This is a genomic window from Pedobacter ghigonis (genome assembly GCF_903166585.1).
In the GTDB taxonomy this organism is placed as follows: domain Bacteria; phylum Bacteroidota; class Bacteroidia; order Sphingobacteriales; family Sphingobacteriaceae; genus Pedobacter; species Pedobacter ghigonis.
Window position 1 is genome coordinate 29,418 of sequence record NZ_CAESCM010000024.1, and the last position, 25,584, is coordinate 55,001.

Annotated in this window: 17 protein-coding genes; 9 read left to right on the plus strand and 8 right to left on the minus strand. The window is 40.6% G+C overall.

The genetic code is table 11. The annotated features are described in order from the left end of the window. Nucleotides 1-5 precede the first annotated feature (5 nt). From HWV58_RS23410 to HWV58_RS23420, 3 genes are all read left to right on the plus strand, one after another. Nucleotides 6-1,640 carry a SusD/RagB family nutrient-binding outer membrane lipoprotein gene (locus HWV58_RS23410; RefSeq protein WP_175636436.1) on the plus strand — a complete coding sequence of 545 codons (1,635 nt, stop codon included), beginning with the start codon at nt 6-8 and terminating at the stop codon, nt 1,638-1,640. Between the two features lie 103 nt (nt 1,641-1,743). Further along, nucleotides 1,744-3,168: an alpha-L-fucosidase gene (locus HWV58_RS23415; protein ID WP_175636437.1), complete on the plus strand. Its 1,425-nt coding sequence runs from the start codon at nt 1,744-1,746 to the stop codon at nt 3,166-3,168. 2 nt (nt 3,169-3,170) lie between these two features. Continuing rightward, a complete protein-coding gene (locus tag HWV58_RS23420; protein WP_175636438.1) occupies nt 3,171-5,843 on the plus strand; it encodes a glycoside hydrolase family 3 N-terminal domain-containing protein in 2,673 nt (890 codons plus the stop codon). A gap of 196 nt (nt 5,844-6,039) precedes the next feature. Here HWV58_RS23420 and HWV58_RS23425 read toward each other — a convergent pair whose 3' ends face one another. From HWV58_RS23425 to HWV58_RS23455, 7 genes are all read right to left on the minus strand, one after another. After that, a complete protein-coding gene (locus HWV58_RS23425; protein ID WP_175636439.1) occupies nt 6,040-7,125 on the minus strand; it encodes an Ldh family oxidoreductase in 1,086 nt (361 codons plus the stop codon). A 74-nt stretch (nt 7,126-7,199) separates the two neighbouring features. Continuing rightward, complete coding sequence (bshC, locus tag HWV58_RS23430) at nt 7,200-8,786, minus strand: bacillithiol biosynthesis cysteine-adding enzyme BshC (RefSeq protein ID WP_175636440.1); 1,587 nt, start codon at nt 8,784-8,786, stop codon at nt 7,200-7,202. Nucleotides 8,787-8,855: 69 nt separating this feature from the next. Next, complete coding sequence (locus HWV58_RS23435; protein ID WP_175636441.1) at nt 8,856-10,700, minus strand: alpha-L-fucosidase; 1,845 nt, start codon at nt 10,698-10,700, stop codon at nt 8,856-8,858. 173 nt (nt 10,701-10,873) lie between these two features. Next, nucleotides 10,874-12,064 (minus strand): aspartyl protease family protein, encoded by a 1,191-nt coding sequence (locus tag HWV58_RS23440; protein WP_175636442.1) that lies wholly within the window; start codon nt 12,062-12,064, stop codon nt 10,874-10,876. A gap of 149 nt (nt 12,065-12,213) precedes the next feature. Next, nucleotides 12,214-14,109 (minus strand): DEAD/DEAH box helicase, encoded by a 1,896-nt coding sequence (locus tag HWV58_RS23445; RefSeq protein WP_175636443.1) that lies wholly within the window; start codon nt 14,107-14,109, stop codon nt 12,214-12,216. Nucleotides 14,110-14,324: 215 nt separating this feature from the next. Further along, nucleotides 14,325-14,795 carry a DUF4293 domain-containing protein gene (locus tag HWV58_RS23450; RefSeq protein ID WP_262890338.1) on the minus strand — a complete coding sequence of 157 codons (471 nt, stop codon included), beginning with the start codon at nt 14,793-14,795 and terminating at the stop codon, nt 14,325-14,327. 6 nt (nt 14,796-14,801) lie between these two features. Continuing rightward, nucleotides 14,802-15,269 (minus strand): DUF4293 domain-containing protein, encoded by a 468-nt coding sequence (locus HWV58_RS23455; protein WP_175636445.1) that lies wholly within the window; start codon nt 15,267-15,269, stop codon nt 14,802-14,804. 244 nt (nt 15,270-15,513) lie between these two features. On the opposite strand from HWV58_RS23455, the gene HWV58_RS23460 reads away from it, so the two are divergent. From HWV58_RS23460 to HWV58_RS23470, 3 genes are all read left to right on the plus strand, one after another. Beyond that, entirely contained in the window at nt 15,514-18,000 is a 2,487-nt protein-coding gene (locus tag HWV58_RS23460) for a prolyl oligopeptidase family serine peptidase (protein WP_175636446.1), read from the plus strand. A gap of 71 nt (nt 18,001-18,071) precedes the next feature. After that, nucleotides 18,072-18,821 carry a tRNA pseudouridine(38-40) synthase TruA gene (truA, locus tag HWV58_RS23465; RefSeq protein WP_175636447.1) on the plus strand — a complete coding sequence of 250 codons (750 nt, stop codon included), beginning with the start codon at nt 18,072-18,074 and terminating at the stop codon, nt 18,819-18,821. A gap of 101 nt (nt 18,822-18,922) precedes the next feature. Beyond that, nucleotides 18,923-20,692 carry an ABC transporter ATP-binding protein gene (locus HWV58_RS23470; RefSeq protein ID WP_175636448.1) on the plus strand — a complete coding sequence of 590 codons (1,770 nt, stop codon included), beginning with the start codon at nt 18,923-18,925 and terminating at the stop codon, nt 20,690-20,692. Between the two features lie 26 nt (nt 20,693-20,718). Here the strand turns inward: HWV58_RS23470 and HWV58_RS23475 are convergent, their stop codons facing one another. Next, entirely contained in the window at nt 20,719-21,639 is a 921-nt protein-coding gene (locus HWV58_RS23475) for a hypothetical protein (RefSeq protein ID WP_175636449.1), read from the minus strand. An 88-nt stretch (nt 21,640-21,727) separates the two neighbouring features. Here HWV58_RS23475 and HWV58_RS23480 point away from each other — a divergent pair, with 88 nt between their 5' ends. From HWV58_RS23480 to rlmF, 3 genes are all read left to right on the plus strand, one after another. Then, nucleotides 21,728-22,750, plus strand: a complete 1,023-nt coding sequence (locus HWV58_RS23480) for an isoaspartyl peptidase/L-asparaginase family protein (RefSeq protein ID WP_175636450.1) — start codon at nt 21,728-21,730, stop codon at nt 22,748-22,750. Nucleotides 22,751-22,763: 13 nt separating this feature from the next. After that, nucleotides 22,764-24,032 (plus strand): C4-dicarboxylate transporter DctA, encoded by a 1,269-nt coding sequence (gene dctA, locus HWV58_RS23485; protein ID WP_175636451.1) that lies wholly within the window; start codon nt 22,764-22,766, stop codon nt 24,030-24,032. Nucleotides 24,033-24,339: 307 nt separating this feature from the next. Further along, entirely contained in the window at nt 24,340-25,305 is a 966-nt protein-coding gene (gene rlmF, locus HWV58_RS23490; RefSeq protein WP_175636452.1) for a 23S rRNA (adenine(1618)-N(6))-methyltransferase RlmF, read from the plus strand. Nucleotides 25,306-25,584 lie beyond the last annotated feature (279 nt).

The following is a 25,584-nucleotide window of genomic DNA, read 5'->3' on the forward strand; positions in this document are numbered from 1 at the left end:
AAGACATGAAAATTCAACATAAAATAATCCACACGGTACTTGGCATATCGCTAATGGCTGGTATGGTATCGTGTAAAAAGGGTTTCGAAGAATTAAATAAGCCATATAAAGATGCAACTGTTTCTACGGCAACTCCTGCAGGCTTTTTTAATAACCTGGCCAAACGTGCAACACAAGAAGATTATACGCTATATACTGGTTTGTTTATGCCAATTACAAACCAGCAAGGGGTTCAAAACCGAAACTTGCCATATACCAACTATATTACTTCTTTTTGGAGTACATATTATGCTGATTTGGCAGATTATAAGCAACTGTTAAAGCTAATCAGTTCATCTCCAAATCCGGGTGTATATAACGATGTAAAGTATATGGCCAACATTTTAATGGCCCAAAAAACTTTGTCGATGTTAGATCGTTACGGCGATATACCATATAGCCAGGCTGGTATTGCTACTGAAGGTGCAGCGAATTATAAGCCACAATACGATAAGGAGGAGTCTGTTTACAGCAGTGTTTTAGACGATTTAAAGGCTGCAACTTCAGGAATAGGCGGTTCAAATCAGAGTTCGATTGGTACTTATGAGTCTTTTCTTGCGAATGATTTTGTGGCCTGGAAAAAATTCGGCAATGCACTTCGGTTGCGCTATGCAGTTCGTTTAAGTAAAACAAATTTGCAAACCAAAGCTAAAGAAATCATTGTTGAAATTCTGGGTAACCCATCAACCTATCCATTGCCTAATGATCAGGACCTTACTGCTTTATATAAAAGTAATTTTGGTAGCTACCCATTGGTTGTAGTACCAAATAGTCCGGATTATGGCGATCGCTTTTGGTATGCATTCCGTGAACTTTCAGTTTCCAATATCAGGATGAGTTCTAACGTATTTGCTAAAATGTCGTCAACGAATGCTGATGATGGTTCAGGTTTCTACGATCCGCGTTATAAAGTGTGGTTTATGCCTAATAATGCAGGTAAATGGGTTCCTCAGCCACAAAATGGAACTGTTGCTGATGGTGGCACGCCATATCCAAATACATCAACCAATGCTCCAATGGCTCAAGGTACCGATCCTGACAATAAATTTGCTTCATTTAACTATTACCTGGTTCGCGATTATCAGAGCTTTCCTTATGTAATCATTTCGGAGGCCGATGTACATTTTTTAAAGGCCGAAGCTTATAATCAAGGTATTGGTGTTGCAGCAAATCAGGCTTTGGCAGAAACAGAGTACAATTTAGGCATGCGGGCTTCGGTTAATTTTTGGTATACTACTGTAAATAGCAATACCACATCTATCTGGCCAACTGCAGCTAAACCTGGTCCAATAACACAAGCTCAAATTGATGTATTTACCAATAATGCGGCAGTGAAGTTTACCCCTGGTGATGTGGCTGGAAATTATAAAAAGATAATTACCCAATCATGGCTGGCAAGTATGTTTAATGCTGTAGAAACCTGGTGTACCGTTAGACGTACCGGATTAACTCCTAAAGATGCAAGTTATACGCCTACAAATTACAATAGATTGCCATACCCTGACGATGAAAAAACAAATAATGCAGCGAATTTATCGGCAATTGGTGGTAACGTGGGACCTGAGGTTCAGATCCAAAAGAAAGTTTACTGGATGCCTTAATCAATCAACAATTTGATTAATAAAATGTCCCGGCCAATAATTTGGCCGGGATTTTTATACTTAATGATGGTTTCATCGCCGTCGAAAAACAAATAATACACAAATGAAAATAAAAAATTACTTCCTCTTCTGTTTTGCTCTTATTGCACTTAACGTCTCTGCCCAGCAGAACGATATTATGCCACAATCGGAAATTTACGAATGGCCTAAAGATGCTGCAGTTAAACAAAAACTAGAATCCTGGCAGGATAAAAAATTTGGCATGATCATTCACTGGGGACTTTATGCTGTACCCGGCATTATCGAATCGTGGTCGATCTGCTCTGAGGATTGGATAGATAGAGATAGTACCATTAAATACGAAGATTATAAAAAATGGTATTGGGGTTTTAGCGAAAAGTTTAATCCAACAAAATTTAACCCCGAACAATGGGCCAAAGCTGGTAAAAGTGCGGGCATGAAATATCTGGTATTTACCACCAAGCACCACGATGGTTTTGCCATGTTCGATACCAAAGAATCGGATTTTAGCATTGCCAAAGGCCCTTTTGCCAATAATCCTAAAAAGGATGTGGCCAAATATGTATTTGATGCGTTCCGCAAGGAAAATTTTATGATTGGCGCTTATTTTTCTAAGCCCGACTGGCACTCTCAATATTATTGGTGGGATAAATATGCCACAGCCAACAGAAACAACAATTACGACATTAGAAAGAACCCATGGCGCTGGAATAAGTTTAAAAGCTTTACCCAGAACCAGATTGGCGAATTAATGAATAATTATGGAAGTATCGATATTTTGTGGCTCGATGGTGGTTGGGTACGTCCACGCGCAAGTGTAAACAAAGAAGTCCTTTCGTGGGGAGCACCCATTCCAGATTGGAGCCAGGACATAGATATGCCTAAAATTGCGGCCGATGCCAGAAAAGCACAGCCGGGATTAATTGTAGTAGATCGTACCGTACATGGTCAGTTCGAAAATTACCAGACACCAGAACAGAAAATTCCCGAAACACGATTAGATTATCCATGGGAGAGCTGCATGACATTAGGTGGTGCATGGGGTTTTGTGGCGAACGACAGGTATAAGCCTGCGCGCGAAGTAGTACATAAACTGGTAGAAATTGTGGCCAAAGGTGGCAGTTTGCTTTTGGGTATTGGTCCCAAAGCCGATGGAACTTTGCCTGATAACGTAATCGCCAGATTAGGGGAAGTAGGGCAGTGGACCGCAAAAAATGGTGCCGCAATATATGGTACAAGGATAACCAAAAACTATCATGATGGGCAAAACTGGTTTACCCAGAGTAAAGATGGTAAAACTGTTTATGGCATCAGTTTATTGGGTAATAATCCCGTTAAAGAAATTTCGTGGAAAGGCAGTATTCCTAAAAAAGGAACAGCCATTACACTTGTTAGCAATAACCAAAAAATAAAATGGAAACTGGTTGACGGCAAAGTACATTTCGACTTTCCGAAAACAGACGAAAAAATTGCCTTGGCTTTTTCATTTACACCCGAAACCGAATAGTGATGTTTAACCTTAAAAGAAATACCTTTTTACTTTCGGCATTATTACTCTCGGCAGGTGTTTGTGCGCAAGACAAAACAACCGTTTTGCCCTATAAAAACCCAAAACTCAGCATCGATTTAAGGGTGAAAGATCTCGTATCGAGAATGACACCGGAAGAAAAATTCTGGCAGTTATTTATGGTGCCGGGTGATGTTGATGGAATAGCAAAAGGCCACTATAAAAACGGAATTTTTGGCTTGCAGATTAGTGCGCAATCGGGCGGGGCAGGCGAGGCTCAGCAATTGCTAAGCTACAATACCACCGAGAACGCTTTTACCCTTGCTAAAAAGGTTAACCAGTTACAACGTTACTTGGTTAACAATACCCGGCTCGGTATCCCAATGTTAGTATTTGATGAAGCTTTGCATGGTTTGGTTCGAAAAAACGCCACCGCCTTTCCACAATCGATCGGCTTAGCCGCTACGTTTGATACATTAACCATGGCCAATATTGGCAAAAGAATTGCGCACGAGGCCAAGGTTAGGGGTATAAGGGATGTATTGGCACCAGTAATAAACATGGCCGATGATGTGCGCTGGGGTCGTGTAGAGGAAACTTATGGTGAAGATCCATACCTAACCAAAGTTATGGGCGTGGCGTTTATGAATGCCATCGAAAGGGAAAATGTTGTGGTTACGCCCAAGCACCTTATCGCTAATGTTGGCGATGGTGGCAGAGACAGTTACCCCATTCAAAAAACTGAAAGGTTTCTGAGAGAAATACACTTCCCGGCCTTTGAGGAAGGGGTTAAAAAAGCAGGTATCCGTTCGGTAATGACTTCTTATAACAGCGTTGACGGAACACCTGCAACTTCGAATTACTGGCTTTTGACCAAGACCTTGAAACACGATTGGGGTTTTAAAGGCTTTGTTATCTCTGACGCTGGTGCGGTAGGAGGAGCCAATGTATTGCATAACACTTCAAAAAACTATGCGCAATCTACAGTGCAAGCTTTAAACGGAGGATTGGATGTTATTTTTCAGGTAGAGTATGAGCACTACAAACTCTTTAAACCACCATTTTTAGATGGAAGTATTGCACAGGCACGTATTGACGATGCCGTTTCGAGGGTTTTAAGGGGCAAGTTCGAACTGGGTTTGTTCGAGGATCCTTATGTTTCAGAAAAGGAGGCAGAAGCATCGCTAACAGATCTGTCAGCTAAAGAACTGGCTAAAAAATCAGCTTTAGAATCATTCGTATTGCTCAAAAATAATCCAAATGTATTGCCACTAAAGCAACCAAAAAACATCCTGGTATTGGGGCAGGATGCTGTAGAAGCCCGTTTAGGCGGCTACAGTGGAACCGGTCAGGGCAAAATCAGCATTTTAGATGGAATAAAATTCAGGGCAGGAAATTTAACCAAGGTAAATTACGCCCAGGGGAGCTTCAGGGAAAATAGAAAATATACCATAATCGATTCTACATTCCTCAGTTCGAAAAACGGAAAAGGATTAACTGGAGAATATTTTAACACAACCGACCTTTCCGGCAACCCTATGTTAACGAGAACCGATAAGCAAATCGATTTCATGTGGACACTCTATTCGCCTAACGAGAAACTGGCAACAGATAATTACTCGGTACGGTGGCAGGGAGAAATTAAGGCATTAAAAACAGGCACTTTCCAAATCGGTTTAGCAGGTAACGATGGTTATCGCTTGTATCTGGATGGAAAGCTGATTATAGACCAGTGGAACAAAGCTTCTTACCATACCCTTACCGAAGCTTTTAATTTTGAAGCAGGTAAAGCTTATCCCATTAAAGTAGAGTTTAAAGAGCCAAAAGGTAACGCCTACATTAAGTTAATCTGGAATTATGGTGTAGAGGATCAGGAAAAAAAGGTATTGGAAGAAGCCAAAACAATGGCTAAAAATGCCGATGTTATTGTAGTGGCTGCGGGTATAAAAGAAGGAGAGTTTTTGGATCGGGCTATGCTTGGCTTACCGGGCAACCAGGAACAATTAATTCAGGAAATGGCTAAAACAGGCAAACCAGTATTGGTTTTATTGGTTGGTGGCAGTGCCATAACTATGGGCAACTGGATTAACGATGCTTCGGCTATTTTAAATGTATGGTACCCGGGCGAAGAAGGCGGAACTGCTGTAGCCGAGACTTTATTCGGAGATTACAACCCTGCTGGCAGGCTTCCGATTACGTATCCCGTTCATGAAGCACAATTGCCGCTTGTTTACAACCATAAGCCCACAGGCAGGGGCGACGATTACAATAATTTAAGTGGCGAACCGCTGTTTCCATTTGGCTATGGCTTAAGCTATACCACATTCGAATACAGTAATATTGCTTTGGCTAAGAAAGAAATTAAGGCAAATGAAAGTACTACGGTAAGCTTCACGCTTAAAAACACTGGCGATAGAGATGGCGAAGAAGTAGCACAATTGTATTTGCGTGATATGTTGGCGAGTGTAGTGCGACCTGTATTAGAGCTCAAAGGCTTTGAACGTGTTAAGCTTAAGGCAGGCGAAAGCAAAACCATCGGCTTTAAAATTACACCAGAAACGTTGCAGATGCTAAATGCCAATTTGAAAACGGTTATAGAACCTGGAGATTTCAGGGTTATGATCGGATCATCGAGCCGCGAGCTTCAGTTAAAAGAGACACTAACGGTGAAGTAATAAAGATAATTCTCAGCCCTGGTATGGTGGGTTATAATCATACGTGTTGCCGCAAGACCTGGTTAGTTTTGCGGCTTTTTTATTTTTAAGCTGTAAAGCTTTGTTGGTTGTGGCCTTCTGTCCGTAGAGTTAAGCGTAGCGTCTCTACGGATTTGGTTTATAAGATTGAATTTGTAACTCAATAACAAAGAATGAATTATTTCAGTCCTTCAATTCCTAATTTTTCAGCCAGCTCATTCAGATCATTAACCACCACATCAATCAATGGGATGCCGCTAATTTTCCTTTCCTGCTCAAATTCGTGTTCAGGCTCACCAGGGATAATTACTTTTTTATCAGGATCGATGGTTTTTGCACTTTTGAAGCGTTCTACCCAGTTATCAAGATGGTTTTTAAAGTCTTCGGCTGGCCTGAAACCATCTACGCGCATCGCGCCTAAAAAGTGACCCAATCCTTCACCAACCGGGTTGGCCGAGGGTTCTAAAAAGGCAACAAAGGGAGGCACCCAGGGACCGTAATTTGCGCCTGAAAGCACTGCTGATAAAATATCAACTGTTGCGCTCAAACCATATCCTTTGTGGCTGCCATGATCTTTATCACTACCCAAAGGTAAAAGCGATCCACCGTTTTTTAGTTCGTTAGGGTTGGTTGAGTTTTCGCCGGCTTTGTCCTGCACCCAGCCATCCGGAATACTTTTGTTAGCCCTTTGTGCAATTTCAAGTTTACCATTAGCAGCAGCAGCGGTGGCCATATCAACAATAACTGGCGGGTATTTGCCTGCCGGGAAAGCATAACACATGGGGTTGGTACCCAATAAACGTTCGTTGGCATAGGTGGGGGCAACCAGCGGGCTGGCGTTAGTCATGCTAATGCCAATCATATCTTTTTCTACTGCCATTAATGCATGGTAGCCTGCAATGCCATAGTGGTTCGAATTTTTAACTGATACCCAGCCACTGCCATATTTTTCGGCCTTTTCTATCGCTACCTGCATGGCAAAAGGTGCAACTACCAAACCTAAACCGGCATCACCATCTATGGTTGCCGTTGTTGGGGTTTCGTGCACAATTTTAATATCAGGAGTAGCATTAATCCGTTTCTTTTCCCAAAGCCTAACATAACCGCTTAAGCGCGCAACACCATGCGAATCGATGCCACGCAAATCTGAACGGATCAAAACATCGGTAGCTAATTCGGCATGTGCGTCTGAACAACCCATTTTTTTAAAAACGCTGTGGGTAAATGCTCTTAGTTTGGTTTCAGAAAAGGTGATGAAGTTCATTGTTTAAATTATCTGGTATCAGGTAGCAAGAATCAAGAAAATTTGCTTTAAGCTTTAGTCTTTTAGCTTTCAGCTTAAGGTAACAACACAGTAAAATCGCCGCCCAGCGGTTCAAAGTTTTCAATACAAGAGGATAGAAAATCTTCTCCGTAGTTAACGTACATAGGGGCAATATTCAGAATGCGTTCTTGTAATGTACCATTCGGGAAAAGCCTTTTTTTAACGTTATCAATCTGCAGCAAGGCCATTTCGTGTTTGCGTTTTTCGGCCCTGAATAGTTTTTTTTCCAGGTTGGCCAGCAAATGGTTAGTGCGTTGTTTTGCTGTATCAGTCGAAACTGATAAAGTTTTATCTATTTTGTATGCGTTTAGCTTAATCTGATCAAAAATGCTGTTAATAGCCCTGGTTTCGTCGGCTAAACTTAACTCGGCAGTTGTATTCCGCTTTACCCAAATGTTTTTCAGCTCTTCAACGGGAAGGAAAATATCTTCTAAAGAAAAACCCAGTTTATATAAATTTTCTGCACTGCGTTTATCAATCAGCAAGGCCGAATTGCGCAGCAATAGAACCGGAAAATCAACTTTATAATAATCGAAATTAGCTTTCAACTGCATCCAGTATGCTACCTCCGCACCACCACCAATGTAGGCAATGTTGGGTAAAATTACCTCCTGGTACATCGGTCTCATCACTACATTCGGACTAAACCTTTCGGGGTGCGATTCGATCTCGGCCAATAATTCAGCTTCAGTAAAACTGATATCGGTATGGTTTACCTGATATTTGCCCTGTTCAAAAATCAAACGTTCACGCAGGTTATCGTTCAGATAAAAGAAATTAATATCGCGGCCGTTCACCTGGGTTTTATAACCTAAATTTTCGAGGTTTTCGGAGCTGTTATCAATATTCCGGGCACTGTTGTGATGTATTATGTCTTCGGCAATGATATTCGCAAATTGTTTCTTCAGGCGTGCATCATCGGCATTTACAATTACCAATCCGTATTTTTCGAAGAGGTTATTCACCAAAAAGCGGGTGGCATCGGCCAGGTTATCATGTTGCAAGTAGGCTTGTTCAACCAGTTTGGCAATCCGTTTTCCATTTCTCGAAATGCCCAGGTAACCTTTATAGGCAGTTACTGCTGCGGCCACAGTTTTAGTGCTTAACCTGCCTGTTGCACCATTGGTTTGTTGTATCCAGCTGATGTTTTTCTCATCAACACTCACATGGTTAATCTCATCAAAGTCGTGATCTTCTGTCGCCATCCAGTAAACCGGTACAAAGTTTTTGTCAGGATGTGCAATTTTCAGCTCGATGGCTAAATTTATAGTGGTTACAATTTTGTAAATGAAATAAAGCGGGCCGGTAAACAGGTTTAACTGGTGACCGGTAGTTACGGTAAAAGTATTATCGAGACCTAAAAGCTCTATATTTTTGGTAACCGATTTATTGGGCTGTAAATGTTGGTACTGATCTTGTAAAACCTGCACTAAAGTAGTCCGGTTACCCAAAAAAATTCTATTCTCAATTGCACTGGCTAAACCCGCCATATCGGGGCGGTAACTGTAAAAAGCTTTAAGCTGTTCTTCGTTGTTAATATAATCTAAAACCAGTTTTGAAAACGATCCGGTTTCATGATATGAGATATATTTTGCCTGCATGATGTGCGAAAGTAATGCAATTTAAGGATAAACGTAAAGTGCGCTAACTATTTTACATTTGTTAAATAATTACAGATTGCTTTCTATTGCCCCAACTTTTTCGCGGTATAAATCAATCGGCCCATCTAAAAGTACAGCAATCACTGTTAGTTCGTTATCTAATTTATCTTCGGGTATCGGGATGTAAACAATACCCGGTATTTTGCTCCAGTACAGTTTGTTATAAATTTCATGATTCAGCATGGTACCTTCACCAACTACCCTGATTCTGCTAATTGTGTTTTTTAAACCTTTTATCGCAACAGGGCCGGTCGGTTTTCCTTCTACAAAAAGGTAGAGCGTCTGTTTATCGGCAGAAAGGGCAGTGTTGCCTTGATAATGACCTGCAGGTATTCCTTTCCCGGTTTTGTAAAGCGCCTCGGCATTTTTAATTACCCAGTTGCTGATCTTTTGGTCTGCATTATTAATTCCCGGATTAAAATCTAAACCATCAACAGGTAAACTGGTATTTTGAAATACATTTATACCTGCATTTAAATTAGCAGCCAGTTTGCTCAGGTTTAAATTGGTTAAGCCACGCTGTTTTGGAGCAGCATATAAGTCTGCTAATGCAAGCGTTTCCTGTTTATCTTCAGCTAACTGGATTGGGCCATTTAACGATACTTTTACTACGGTTACATCACTGTCAAAATCTGCTTCCTTAAAATTAAGAAGATAATCTGTTTCATTTAATTTAATTGTATATGGCTGTGCTTTGTTCCCAACCACTTCAATCTTGTTTATTTTTGATTTTATACCCGAAAGTAAAATCCCGTTTTTGGTTTTGTAATCGAGATATAGGTACAATACATCTTTATTTTTAGATAAGGTTGTTTTACCAACAATATGTCCAGCCGGGATGCCTGCCTGTGTGCCATAAATAGCCTCTGCATGTTTTTGGGTCCAGCGGCCCAGGCCTTTTAAAATTTTAACTTGTTCGGGAGCAATCGTTCCGTCGGCTTTTGGACCGATATCGAGCAATAAATTCCCACCCATACTGATACAATCAACCAGGGTACGGATAATCATATTCGGCGATTTGTAGTGGTTATCATAAGGCTGGTATCCCCACGAATCGTTCATGGTGTAACAAAGCTCCCATTCTGGCGAAGCGGGTCTTACTACTGGTACGCCTTGTTCGGGGGTATCGTAGTCACCATGTCCGTTTAAGCGCGAATTAATAATGACATTTGGATTCACTTTACGTAAGTTTTCCAATATGTTTTTGGCCTGCCATTCTTCACCGCTATGTTCCCAATCGCCATCGAACCACACCAAATCCGGGTTGTATTGGTTAGAAAGCTCATTTAACTGTCCCTGGAAATAGTTTTGAAATTTTTTAAAGCGCGAAGGGTCTTGTTTATAATCGAAACGTTTTCTATCGCGGGTAAAGCCATCATAATCCGTATAACTCCAATCTGGTAATGAAAAATATAAACCGGTTTTTAATCCTGATTTTTTCAGATCGGCAACAAATGGCGTAATTAGATCTTTTTTGGCTGCACTATGTTTTACCGTGGTGGTGGCATTCGGCATTTTACTGTCCCAGAGCGCCACACCATCATGATGTTTCGTGGTAATTACGGCATATTTAGCTCCACTTTCTTTAATCAGGTTTACCCATTCTGTTGGCTGATATTTTGCAGCATTAAAACCGTTCAACTGTTTCATGTAGGCATCGTGGTTGATGTAGTTGTTAAAAAAAGACCACGATTCTGAAATTCCATTAACTGAATAGATACCCCAGTGAATAAAAATACCCAGTTTGGCATCGGCAAACCATTGCATTTTTTGGTTTGAAATTGTTTGTTGTGCAGAAAGATTGAAGCCTGTTGTTAACAGGAAGAAAGTAATAAAAAGCTTTAAATAGCGCATAATATTTGGTTGTACTGATAAACGTTAAATATAATATTTTGCAGGCTGAATTGAATGTAAAAACATGGTTAATTTCATTCAAAAGGAAGATATTCAACTCCAATTAATAGGATTGATCTAAAATAAAGAGACACTGTACAGTGGAAGGTAAAATTTCTAAAAGATTACCCATTTCATTCGAGCAAAACGGAGCGTTTTAAATTATAATCGATTCTTTTGTCAGCCCTTAATATGGTCACTTTTGCCTCATCTTTTCCTTTTAGAATATTGTTAAATGTGAAATTACACGCATCTGTTTCGGTAAAAGCAGCAATGATATGATTATCAATTTGTACTATTTCATCATTAACCTGTATGCCTGAAACAGCTGCGTCGGTATTTTCGAAAATTGCATTTACAAAAGCTTTATTTCCCGAATAGCTAATCGCAATGCCAAAGCGGTTTAATTTGGAAAGGTTGTAATGGTTTTCGCCGGTTAGGTATATTTTATGGGTTTGCCAATTGATGATGACTTTGTAGTGCTGCAAAAAATCGTTGCCAATGTTGCTCGATTTGCCATCTGCGAATAAAATAACCTGATCTTTTAAGCTCAAAGTGCCGATATTTATTTCCGGAACCTTTGCATAGGTAGTAGTCGACTGTTTAGCGGCTCCATAAATACCCACTCCGCTAATTCCTGTAGCATTTACCTGCTTAAAACTATTAATCACGTCCGAGTATTTAAACCGAGATAAATCTAAATTTCCGTTCGAGCCGGTATCGAATGTTATGTAGCTCGTTTTGTTGCCGATTTGAACGGGGATTAGGGGTGTCTTTTGAATTTTTATAGGTAAAAAATCTATAATCTTTGTGCTGGCATCCGTATTGAAGTTAGCCATATTATCGCTTATTGAAATCAATTTATTGGCATAATCGAGCTGCCATATCGCATTGGCCATTTGGTTTGCCCCAATAATGCCATCAACATTTAAACATTTCATTTGAAAAACGCTGCGCATATCGATAACCAAAGCTCCTGTATTTTCGAAAACCAGTTTGCCAATTTTAATTTCAGGAATAACTACAACAGTTTCTTTTTTCTTATACCCCTGCGAATCGGAACTTTTGGAACTTGTTGCAGGACTGAGGTTTAATGTTTGTGCTAAAGTCGGAGATATGGCTGTTGGGGCTCCGGTATCTAACAAAAAATGATAGCTTTTACCAGCAATACTCACTTCAATGATAGGTACGCCAGTTTCGAAGTTGAAAGCGATTTTTTCGTTAAATTCAGATTGTTTTAATCTCCCCACATTTAACACTTTTTTTACCGGACTACATGAAATGAGTATTGGAATGAGTATGCTGAGGAAAAAGGTTTTCTTCATAAACGTAGTTTAGGAAAGCAATATAAATCAATTTTGTTTAGGTAGAAAATCAGGTTGCTTGGGAAGGGGTAAGTTAAACAGGTTTTTCGAGCAAAAAAAAGCCGCCCCGAAAAATCGGGACGGCTTGTAAAAATATTTGGTTTAGTGATTTACCATTTTTTACGGCGCTCACCACCTTCACGGTTTCCGCCTTCTCTGCGTCCACCACCAGCGTTGCCACCTTTATCATCACGGCTACGTCCAGAGAAATCTCTGAAACCGCCACCACTGTTTCCACCTTCACGTCTTCCGCTACCGCCGCCTGATCTTCTGTCGCCGCCACGGTAACCACCGCCACCGCCGCTTCTGCGTTCGCCGCCGAAACCACCGCTACGTCTTTCACCGCCACCGCGTCTTTCGCCTGCACCTTCGCCACGACCACCATCACCACTTTTCTCGATACGTACCTGACGACCGTTAAATTCAACTGATTTAAAGCCTTCAAAAACTTTGTCGGCAACAGCATCTTCTACTTCAAAGAAAGAGAAAACACCTTTTAAATCAATCTTACCAACGCTTTTGCCACCAATTTTACCATTGTTACAGATAAATGATAACATATCGCCACGGGTAAATTCATCTACCGAACCTAAGTTGATAAATAAACGGGTGTAACCTTCACTACCACGTCCGCGTCTTTCGCCACGCTCACCTCTTTCACCACGCTCATCTCCAACAGCTGCATTTAAATCAGGTGCTTTCGAATAGTAATCTAAGAAACGGTTAAACTCTAAAGAGGCAAAACGTTTAATTACTTCTTCTTTGGTTAAATCAGCAAACTCATCCATAATACGTGGGATGTACTGATCAATCTGTTCGTTGTTAACCTCTACATTGTGTACTTTGTGTACCAAAGAGAACAATTGTTTTTCGCAAACGTCAAAACCTGTAGGAAGCTCAGCTTTGGTAAATTGTTTACCAATAATGCGCTCTAACTGACGGATTTTGCCCAGTTCTTTAGAGTTGATGATACAGATCGAGATACCGGTTTTACCAGCACGGCCAGTACGGCCCGAACGGTGGGTATAACTTTCAATCTCATCAGGTAACGAATAGTTAACTACGTGTGTTACATTGTTAACGTCGATACCACGTGCAGCAACATCAGTAGCAATTAACAACTGCATATTACGCTCGCGGAAACGTTGCATTACTTTATCACGTTGTTGTTGCGATAAATCGCCGTGTAAAGCATCAGCATTGTAACCGTCTTTAATTAAATGCTCAGCAATATCCTGGGTATCTAATTTCGTTTTACAGAAAACAACACCGAAAATATCAGGGTTAAAATCTACAATACGTTTTAAGGCAGCATATTTATCGCGGGCACGAACAATATAATATTCGTGTTCGATGTTTACGTTACCAGTATTTTTTGTGCCCATGGTTAATTCTACAGGGTTATCCATATAGTTTTTAGCTATACGGCGAACTTCTGAAGGCATAGTAGCCGAGAATAACCAGGTTTTTTTGTCATCAGGAGTAGTTGATAAAATGTCGTTGATATCGTCCTGGAAACCCATGTTCAACATCTCGTCAGCTTCATCAAGCACAACATATTTAACGTTTGAAAAATCAATGGCTTTACGGCCAATGATATCCAACATACGGCCGGGCGTGGCCACTACGATTTGAACGCCTTGGCGTATTTCGCGTAGTTGTTGCATAATGTTCGCACCACCGTAAACGGCGACAACGTGGGCATTAGCAACGTTTTTAGAAAAGTTTTTAAGGTCGTTAGCGATCTGTAAACATAACTCACGGGTAGGGCATAAAATCAATGCCTGTGGTTTATTTACTTTAAAATCGATTAGTTCTAACAGCGGCAAACCAAATGCGGCTGTTTTTCCTGTTCCTGTTTGGGCCAAACCAACAAAATCATTAGTGCCTTCTAACAGTACAGGAATACTTTGCTCCTGAATCGGCGTTGGATTTTCGAATCCAAGGTCCTTTACGGCATTAACGACGTCATCACTTATCCCCAATAATTGAAATGGGTTTGTCATTCGTCTTTTATTTTTTAATTGAGCCGCAAAGGTACGGTTAATATTTCGTATTTTACAGGTAATCAAGTAAATAGTTTTTAAAGCTAAATATTTGGAAATAAGGAAGTAATGGAGGATGGATGACGGATGATGGAAAATGTGCGGTGGCAGGGCTTTAAATCGACATCGGGAATGGGCCTTGCGATTTGATTTTTTTGATGAAACGCCAACAGCTGCTATCGCAGCCTTTCTGCCGATCTGATCAGTCTTTCATCTTTATTAATCCCGAAAATGGCCAGTACAATAAATAAGATCGCGATAGCCGGAAGATAGGCTCCAATACCAAAAGCAGCTCCTTCAATACCACCAGGTAATTTTTTGGCGTAAATGCTGCACCACAAAGCAAAACCTCCGATTAGTACAATCGAAAGAATGGCAAACCTTTTTTGAAAACTGCGCTTTCTGAAATTGAAGATGTTAACGAAACAGATGATCGATATGGCAATGTGGGTAATGAATAACGGATAAATAGGGGTAATGCTGTAAGAAATAAACTCACCATTATCCCAGCTTGAAGCATAACCTTTAGTATATAACAAAGGCACTGAAAGTTCATTTAACTTTCCGGTTACCAATGGAAAGAAAAACATGAATGTAAGGGACACAGTAGCTAACAAAAGCCAGACTGTTTGAATTCTTTGAATCATAAAGCGCTATCTCAACCGCTCAGCCGACCTGATCAGTCTTTCATCTTTGTTGATGCCAAAAATGGCCAATACAATAAATAAAATAGCCAAGGCTGGCAAATAAGCACCAATACCAAAATTTGCGCCTTCAATTCCGCCGGGTAATTTTTTGGCGTAAATGCTGCACCACAAAGCAAAACCTCCGATTAGTACAATCGAAAGAATGGCAAACCTTTTTTGAAAACTGCGCTTTCTGAAATTGAAGATATTAACGAAACAGATAATCGCGATGGCAATGTTGGTAATGAGTAAAGGTAGAAATGATATGATTTTGAATGGCGAACCCGCTTTACCGGCAATTATCTGAAATAAACCGCTGGTGTATACTGCTGATTCCGTTCCGGCAATTTCTTTGCTGGCAATAGGTAAAAACAACATTAAGATCAGGGTTAAAGCGGCTAAGAAAAGCCATATCGATTGTATTCTTTGTATCATGTTAATTTGAAATAATAAACAATTATAGGGATTCTATTTCAACCTTGAAAAAACATTTTTTTGCTGCGCATAGATTTTGTTAAAACCTGCAAGTTTTAATACATTTGGCTATATACCACAAACCCTAAAAAATAAAACCAAAGTTATTGCCTTTTCTTTTCTTAAGCGGTTGACTATGATGCAGCCTAAGGAAATTGTTTAAAATAGATTGAATTTTAACCTGGCCTACTTTATAAAACGATTTATGTTAAAAAACTTACTTTTTTTAATTACCCTGTTTGTTGCCGCAAACACCTTTGCGCAAGATACCCTCAAATTCGAAAAAGCTTTAACGGTAGCCAGTGGCAGCCGTTATGGCCGCGAAGCCGTGTACACCGATTTGCTGGCCTGGAAAATGGCTAACCAACAACTGCAGGCACCAGTAGAAAACGGCGAATTTTCTGCCGGAAAAAATGGCGAAAAAGTACTGTGGAAAGCAATTAAAGCTGATGCCAATGGTCGTTTTAGTGCCTTTTCGAGGAGATCGTTTCAAGCAACGAGTAATCCCTTCCTCAATCCGGGTGGGATAGACCGCGGGTCTGATTATATTTACCTTACTTACACTTCAGGCGCAGCACAAACTGCAATTTTAAATGTTATTGGGGGCAATAGTATATTTTTTAATGGTACTCCACACATGGGCGATCCGTATGCATCGGGTTATATGAATATTCCTGTTCAACTAAAAAAGGGTGTAAACGAGCTTTATGTACGGGGTGCCAGTGTACTGCCGATGATTATTGTTAACGCTAAAAAACTATTAATTCATACCGACGATATTACTTCGCCCAGTATTGTGCTTAATGAGAAAAATGGCGTACTCAAAGGCGCCCTCACTGTAAGCAATTCATCGTTAAAAGATTATAATAATTTACGTTTCAAAACCATTTTGAACGGTAAGCAGCGCGAGGTAGCCATTGCGCGCATTCCGAAACTGAGCATACGAAAGGTGGTATTTGAAATAGATGCAAGCGCTGTGGTAAACCCGGGCAATTACAATATCGAATTACAATTGTTGCAGGGCAATACCCAGGTAGACCAGAAAGTGATTGTAATTGAAGCTTTAGTGGGTTCGTCAACCCATAAGCAAACCTTTGTGAGTAATATTGACGGCAGTTTGCAGTATTTCGCTGTTACGCCACAATTAAACGGCTGGAAACCGAATGCTGCCTTGTTCTTGTCGGTTCATGGAGCAGGCGTAGAGGCTATTGGTCAGGCTAAGGCTTATAAATCTAAAGACTGGGGTACGCTGGTTGCTGCTACCAACCGCAGGCCGCGTGGCTTTAACTGGGAAGACTGGGGCCGTAAAGATGCTTTGGAAGTACTGGCACTGGCTAAAAATCAGTTTAAACCAGATGAAAAACAAATTTACCTTACCGGCCACTCGATGGGTGGACATGGTACCTGGTTCTTAGGCGCAACTTATCCCGATAAATGGGCGGCTATTGCGCCGGCTGCGGGTTATGCTTCACTTAAAGATTATGGTTCGGCCGATGGTAAAATTCCGGATAGCAGTCAAAATCGTGTCGAGCGGATGTTATTAAGGGCCGGCAACCAAAGTGATGTTCCGAAACTGGTTAGCAATTATGCTCCTTTAGGTGTATACATATTGCATGGAGACGCCGATAAAGTGGTTCCGGTTAGTTATGCCCGGCAGATGAAGAAAATTCTTGCTGGTTTTCATGGCGATTTCAGCTATTACGAATATCCGGGTGGCGAACATTGGTTTGGCGATCAGAGTGTAGACTGGCCTGCTATTTTCAGCTTTTTTAAATGGCATACCATAGCAGTCGATTCGGCCGTAAATCATATCGATTTCATGACTTCCAGTCCGGGCATTTCGGCAACTTACCGCTGGGCTACCATTGAGCAGCAGGAACAACCTTTACAGTACAGCCGCATTATTTTAAACCGTAATCGGAAACAATCGGCCATTACTGGTAAAACTGAAAACGTGGCGACTTTAAAACTGGCTTTAACAGATTTTGGTGCAAAAGCTAATGTTAAAATAACTTTAGATAGCTTACCTGTTATTAACTTTACCACTCAAAGTGCCAATGATACCCTGTTTTTATACAAAAATACCGCAGGTTGGCAAATCCTCTCCGCAGTGAATAAAAGGGATAAGAATCCGGCACGATCGGGTACTTTTAAAGAAGCGTTTAATCATAAAATGGTTTTTGTTGTGGGAACAGGCGGCGGCGATGCGGGCGAAGCCAATTTAAACAAAGCCAGATATGATGCCGAAAGCTGGTATTACCGTGGAAATGGGGCAGTTGACATCATTACAGACAAAGAATTTTCAACATCAAAATATCAGGGGCGTAATATCATTTTATATGGAAATGCCGATAATAATGCAGCCTGGAAAACCTTATTAAAAGATTGCCCTATACAGGTTAACAATTCGCAAATTACAGCAGGCAAGCAAACCTGGAAAGGCAACGATTTAGCGGCCTATTACATCTGGCCGCAACAGGATAATAATCTCCTCGTTGGCGTAGTGGCCAGTACTGGTGTTGCCGGAATGAAAGCAGCTTATGCCAATCAGTATTTTGCCGGTGGTAGTGGTTTCCCGGATTTTATGGTGTTCTCGTCTGATTTACCTAATGAAGGCAGTAAAGGCATTAAGCTGGCTGGTTTTTACAATAATAAATGGGAGTTGGAGGAGAAAAACACGGCTAAGCCATAATTACAGGGTTTACGAATAAATGTAAAGTGCTTTCCTTCTAAATAAAAGGAAAAAAGTACTTTTGCATCGCTTTGAGTAAAAAAAGATATTTCATCCAAATCGCTTACGATGGCAGCTTATACCATGGCTGGCAGGTTCAACCCAATGCAATTACTGTGCAGGAGTTGTTGGATAAAGCCATGGCTACGGTTTTTAGGCAGCCTATCGAAACACTGGGCTGTGGCCGCACCGATACAGGCGTGCACGCTAAAGATTTTTATGCCCATTTTGATGTGGAAGATCTGGATGAAAGCAAAGTTTTAAGTGCTGTAGGTGGGATCAATGCCCTTTTGCCCTATCAAATTGCGGCGAAAAGGATTATTCCGGTACACGATGAGGCACATGCGCGCTTCGATGCCACTTCAAGGGCTTACAAATACCATCTGCATTTCGAAAAAGATCCGTTTAAATTAAACCGGTCGTGGTTGGTTAAAGATCGCCTGGATGTTACTGCTATGAACGAAGCAGCAGCGCAGCTGTTAAACTATACTGATTTCTCCTGTTTCAGCAAATCGAATACACAGACCTTTACCAACAATTGTAAAGTAGTAAAAGCTGTTTTTGAAGAACAGGAAGACGGTTTGGTATTTACCATTCAGGCCGACCGTTTTTTAAGGAACATGGTGAGGGCCATTATGGGTACCCTGGTGCAGATTGGTAAAAAAGAAATAGATTTAGCTGCATTTAAAGCAGTGATAGAAAGTAAAAACCGCAGTAAGGCCGGGCAATCGGTACCTGCTTGCGGCTTGTATTTGGTGAAGATTGAGTATCCTTATATATAAATGATAGAATTGGAGATTGATTTAATGATAGAATGTGAAATAGCGATAGTATATAAAATTCATTCATTCACTTATTCAGAACTCAATCATTAAACAAAAAAATGGCAGTTACAGGCGATGTATACAACACAGGATTACTGAAACGTATTTTTAAATACGTAAGGCCTTATCGTGCTGTTTTCGTTTGGGCAGTTATTTTAACCATTCTGCTGGCTGCGATTTCTCCGGTGCGCCCGTTTTTGATTAAATACACACTCGATCATTATATTTTAGCCGGTAATTATTCTGGTTTGGTAAATATGACCATGCTGATGGTTTTTATGTTGGTGCTGCAAACGCTTATCCAGTATAACCATACCCTTTTAACCAATACCCTGGGGCAGTCGGTGATTCGTGATCTGCGCATCAATGTTTTTAACCACATTACCAAACTCAGGCTAAAGTTTTTCGATAAAACACCCATTGGCCAGTTAATTACTCGTACTGTTTCCGATCTGGAAACCATTGCCGATATTTTTTCGGAAGGTTTAATCTCCATGATTGGCGATAGTTTGCAGGTCGTGGTAATTGTTTGTGTAATGCTTTATACCGACTGGGAACTGAGTTTGGTAGTGCTTTTACCCATTCCGTTATTAATTATTGCCACCAGGAAATTCCAGCAGGCCATTAAAGTGGCTTTTCAGGAAGTAAGGAACGAAGTTTCCAACCTAAATACTTTTTTACAGGAGCACATTACCGGCGTTCCAATTGTGCAGTATTTTGCCCGTGAGAAACAGGAATACCGTAAGTTTTATGCCATTAATAAGCGTTACCGCGATGCCAATATCCGCAGTAACTGGTATTATTCTATATTTTTTCCGGTTGTAGAATTGATTTCGGCCATGTCATTAGGTTTACTGGTTTGGTATGGCGCTAAAAGTATCCTCGCTAAGCCTTTAGATGTAACCCCCGGAACCATAACCCAGTTTATCATGTACCTGGGCATGGTGTTTACGCCGATTCGCCAATTGGCTGATAAATTTAACACCCTGCAAATGGGGATGGTTGGTGCCGAACGTGTTTTTAAAGTTTTAGATACCGACGAAACTACGCCAAACACCGGAACAATTCAACCTGCCAAACTGGAAGGAAATATTAAGTTCGAAAAGGTCTGGTTTGCCTATAATGATGAAAATTATGTTTTAAAAGATTTATCCTTCAAGGTAAAATCTGGCGAAACAGTGGCGCTGGTAGGGGCTACCGGAGCTGGTAAATCGTCTACAATTAATATCCTGAACCGTTTTTACGAAGTTCAAAAAGGCGATATTACCGTAGATGACATTCGTATAGAAGATTTTGAGCTCGATTATTTGCGTAGCCACATTGCGACTGTTCTGCAGGATGTTTTCTTGTTTTCTGATACCATTTTGAACAACATTACGCTCAATAATCCCGAAATTAAGCTGGAACAGGTGGTTAATGCCGCTAAAAAAGTAGGCGCACACGATTTTATTGAACGTTTGCCAGGCGGTTACCAGTACAACGTTATGGAAAGAGGGGCTACACTCTCAGCAGGACAAGCACAGTTGATTTCCTTTATCCGTGCATTGGTGCATAACCCAGCCATTTTGGTTCTCGATGAAGCCACTTCATCGGTTGATACCGAAACCGAATTGCTGATCCAGAAAGCTATTGATAACCTGATGGAAGGCCGTACCTCAATTGTAATTGCACACCGTTTATCTACGATCCAGAAAGCCGATCAGATTATTGTATTGGATAAAGGCGAGATCAAGGAAAAGGGTACACATCAGCAATTGCTTAAATTAAACGGCTATTACAAAAAGCTTTACGATCTGCAGTTTTCTTCAAAAGGGATTGCTAAAGTTTAAAACGCTTTCAGGAATTTAAGACTTTTTTAATCAGCAGATTGTATTTCGTTTAGAGATGTCCTGTTATAAACACCCAGGTTTACTGTTCTTTTAAAGGATGCCTTAATAATAGTGCCTGTCTTAAAGTTTATTTCGTGTTCTGTAGACTCCGAAACTTCATAATTATTATTGCTGAATTGCTTTTCTATTGTTTGTGCTTGATTTTTGTTGTTCTTGATGAAAAAATCTTTTACAGCCTTAGTTAAAGCCGGGCCATCTGCGATTTTGCTACTTTCGATTGTACAGGTAGATTTCTGCTGATCAATACTCCTGCATTTGACTTTCTCTATTGCATTAAAAGGTGCGCCACCAATAGCATTTGGGACCAGAACATTATTTACAATTTCTTCATTAAGCTTATAGCTGTGACCAAAGCAATAATGATAAAACTTTATAGGTTTTAAAATAGCTGATTCTATGCCTTGAGGAGTGGAGATTATACGTTTAGCACTGGTTAATAGTATTTTATAGCTTTGATTTGAGGTGGTAGCCATCAATTTGTCAATAGTTTTATCTGCAGCAGTTCTTAACTCATCTTCGTTAACGAGTGAAATAAATTTTCCATAGCTAGAAAATTTTATCCTGATTTTTTTATTTATCAGATTGGCAAGTAGAATATTTTCAACAACCTTATCAGTACTGGCTAATTTAGCATTGGTAAATGTCCATTCAATTAAATATTCATCCTTATTCTTTTCTAATACCTTAAAGTTTGCGCTAAAAGTAGATGAATATTGAAGGGTTATTTTGTTAGCAATATCCGTTGTAGTACTCTTAAGCGAAATTTTATGGATTTCATCCTTTTCCCAATGAGGAAAAATATCTATGTCCGTTTTTTCGCTTTGCGCAACTGATAAAATCGGTAAGAAAAGTAATAAGAGCTTTAGGAAAATACTATAGGATTTCATTTTTGGTTTGATTCGCATAAATATGCCAAAAATAGAATAAACCCCTGGGATTTTCTTAATTTAACAGCTTCTTAAATTCAGTAAGAAGATGAAATTTTTCAAAATACTTAGCTTGTTTATGCTGTTGGTGCTGGCAGTTAATGTTTCGGCGCAACAAAAATATGTAATGGTTATTCATGGCGGTGCCGGTACCATTTTAAAAAAGAACATGAGTGCGGAGAAAGAGGCGGCCTATATTGCAGTTCTAACCCAGGCCTTGCAGGCAGGCTATGCGCAAATTAAAGCAGGTAAAACCAGTTTAGATGCGGTAGAAGCTACCATTCATGTGTTGGAAAACGATCCGCATTTTAATGCAGGTAAAGGCGCTGTTTTTACCCACGATGGCCGCAACGAACTCGATGCAGCTATTATGGACGGAAAAACCCTGATGGCCGGAGCTGTTGCAGGGGTTACCATCATTAAAAACCCGATTTCGGCGGCCAGGGCTGTGATGGAGAAGTCGGAACATGTAATGCTGGTTGGCGCAGGTGCCGATCTTTTCGCCAAAGAGGTGGGTTTAGAGATTGTAGATCCAAAGTATTTCTGGACAAAAGAACGTTGGGAAGGTTTGCAAAAAGCCATTAAAGAAGATTCGACCAAAGCAGTACTCGATCATGGTAGTAAAAAGTCGGAACTTTTTGGGGTAAAAAACCTCGATTACAAGTTTGGCACCGTGGGTTGTGTGGCGCTGGATAAAGCAGGCAACTTAGCTGCTGGAACTTCGACAGGTGGTATGACGAATAAAAAATATGGTCGCGTGGGCGATGCCCCAATTATTGGTGCCGGTACCTATTGCAATAATGAAACTGCGGGCATTTCGTGTACCGGCTGGGGTGAGTTTTATATCCGTAATGTAGTGGCCAAAACCATTTCCGATTTAATGGAGTATAAAGGACTTTCGGTAGCCGAAGCCTCAAAAATTGCAATAGAGAAAGTAGACAAGATGGGCGGTAACGGAGGTTTAATCGCTTTGGATAAGCAAGGAAATATGACCATGCCTTTTAATACCGAGGGTATGTATCGTGGTGCAATTACCGCCGATGGAAAGATTGAAGTAAGTATTTATAAGTAAGGCAAAGCAATTCATGAAGAAAATCTTTTCCAATTTAACCTTTCAGGTTATTGTAGCCATTATAATAGGTATTAGCGTAGGGGCTTACTTTCCGGGCTTTGCGCCAACAGCTAAACTAATCAGTCAGGGATTTATCAATCTGATTAGCATGCTAATTGCGCCGATCATATTCTTTACCATTGTTTTGGGTATCGCACACATGGGCGATATGAAAAAAGTGGGCCGGGTAGGTGGCAAAGCTTTATTGTATTTCGAAATTGTAAGTACAGTTGCCATTGCCATCGGTTTGCTGGTAGCCAATGTTTTAAAACCGGGTGCAGGCATGGTTGCGAAAGCCGGCGATACGACAAAAATTGCAGGTTATGCCGAACAGGCGAAGGACATGAACTGGACCGAGTTTTTCCTCCATATTATTCCGCATAACATCATCGCTTCATTTGCTGAAGGCAATATTTTACAAATTTTATTGTTTGCCATACTTTTTGGCTACGGTTTAAATAAGTTAGGTGGCGAAGGGACCGTGGTTTTAAATGCTTTTGATAAAATCTCGAAAGTGCTGTTTAAAATTATGAAGGTGATTATGCGTTTGGCACCGATTGGCGCTTTTGGTGGTATGGCTTTTAGTATTGGTACCCACGGTTTGCAAAGCATAATCGGGATGGCCAAGTTAATGGGCTCGGTATATTTAACCTGCATTTTGTTTATTTTTATTATTCTAAATGGAATTTGCAGGTACTATAAGTTTAGCCTTTGGCAGTACCTTAAATACATCCGTCAGGAGGTTTTAATTGTACTGGGTACTTCTTCTTCCGAATCGGCTTTGCCCAGTATGATGCAGAAAATGGAAAGCATTGGCTGCGATAAATCGGTAGTCGGTTTAGTTATCCCAACGGGTTATTCTTTTAACCTCGATGGTACAGCAATTTATCTGGCTATGGCAGTTATATTTCTTTGTCAGGTTTTTCATGTTGATTTAACGCTCGGGCAGCAAATTACAGTTTTAGGTGTACTTATGGTGACCTCAAAGGGCGCTGCAGGTGTTACCGGGAGTGGTTTCATTGTACTCGTATCAACGCTAACTGCATTAAAGATTATGCCCATTGAACATATTTCTATCTTGATTGGTGTTGACCGTTTTATGAGCGAGGCAAGGGCGATCACCAATGTAATCGGTAATGGCGTGGCTACCATTGTAATTGCCAAAAGCGAAAACCAGTTCGATCAGGAGAAGTATTTGAAAGCCATTCAACCAGCAATGATCGAAAAAGGAGAGGAAACGTAGTTGAGAGTTTGAAATGCTCAGTTTGGAGTAGGTTTATCACAATCATAACCCTGATGCGTCACCCTGATCCGATAGCTATCGGATTTATTTCAAGGTCTCTAAATTACTTCATGCATCATTTTACAAAGAGAGATGCTGAACAAGTCAGATAACTATCGGATCAGCATGGCGAATAAAGGCAGAGACTAAAACCACTCCGAATACGCTTTAAGACCTTCTACCTTCCGCCTTCATACCTTTCGCCTTTTTTTAGCTACCTTTGCAGCAGAAACAGGCAACACAGCATGTTTAGTTAAACCCAATCACATTGGCTCAGGAAGAACAAAATAACCGCAAAGAGAAAAGCGAGTTACACCCACGCAACAAACACCGTTCGCGTTACAATTTCAAACAACTTACTGCTAGTTCAAAAGAATTAAAGCGCTTTGTTTTTAAAAACGAACATAACGACGATTCTATCGATTTTGCCGATCAAAATGCCGTTAAAGCATTAAATAGGGCCTTGTTGAAACACTACTACGATGTTTCACAATGGGATATTCCAAAAGATTACCTTTGCCCGCCTATTCCGGGCAGGGCAGATTACATTCATTATGTTGCCGATCTTTTAGGCTCGAGCAACAAAGGGAAAAATCCAACCGGTGCCAACGTAAATGTACTGGATATTGGTATTGGTGCCAATTGCATTTACCCAATTATCGGGCACCGGGAGTACGGCTGGAGTTTTGTAGGTTCGGATATCGATCCGCTTTCAGTTGAAGCAGCCAAAAGGATTGTTGATGCGAATAAATCTTTACAAGGCGCGATTGAACCGCGTTTGCAAGGTTCTAAAATGGGTATTTTTAGGGGGATTGTAGGTAGAAACGAGCGCTTTGATGCAGTAGTTTGTAATCCGCCTTTCCACGCTTCGTTAAAAGAAGCCGAACAGGGTACCCGTCAAAAATGGCGTAATCTGGGTAGTGGCGAAAAGGAAGTAAAACACGTATTAAACTTTGGTGGTAACAAGGCCGAGCTTTGGTGCCCGGGGGGCGAACGTGCTTTTGTAGAACAGATGATCATTCAAAGCGAGCAGACTAAAAACCAGGTTTTATGGTTTACCTCTTTGGTATCGAAAAGTGCCAACCTAAAAAGTATTTATAATGCCTTAATTAAGGTAAATGCTTTTGAAGTGAGAACCGTTCAAATGAGCCAGGGTCAGAAAATAAGCCGCTTTGTAGCCTGGACTTTCCATGATGAAAAAGCGCAGGAAGCCTGGGCTAAGGGATGGAAATAAGTTTGGAGTTTCTGCAATAAAAATCAAAACTTAAACATAACGTCTTGCTGAACTTTCGCCCGGCCAGTCGGACGGGTGTTTCAGCATCTCTTTTAGAGAGACCCTGAAATAAATTCAGGGTGACGATCTCTTTTATGTTAGTCGGGATTTGTAATTAGGAGTGTTCGAAACATTTTGAATTTTAAAAAAACAAATCCTTTTCCACATTTCTGTTGATAATATTTGTTTTTATGTTTGGATTAAAGCCCCAGTTTTCCTGCTGTTTCCTATTGGTGTTGT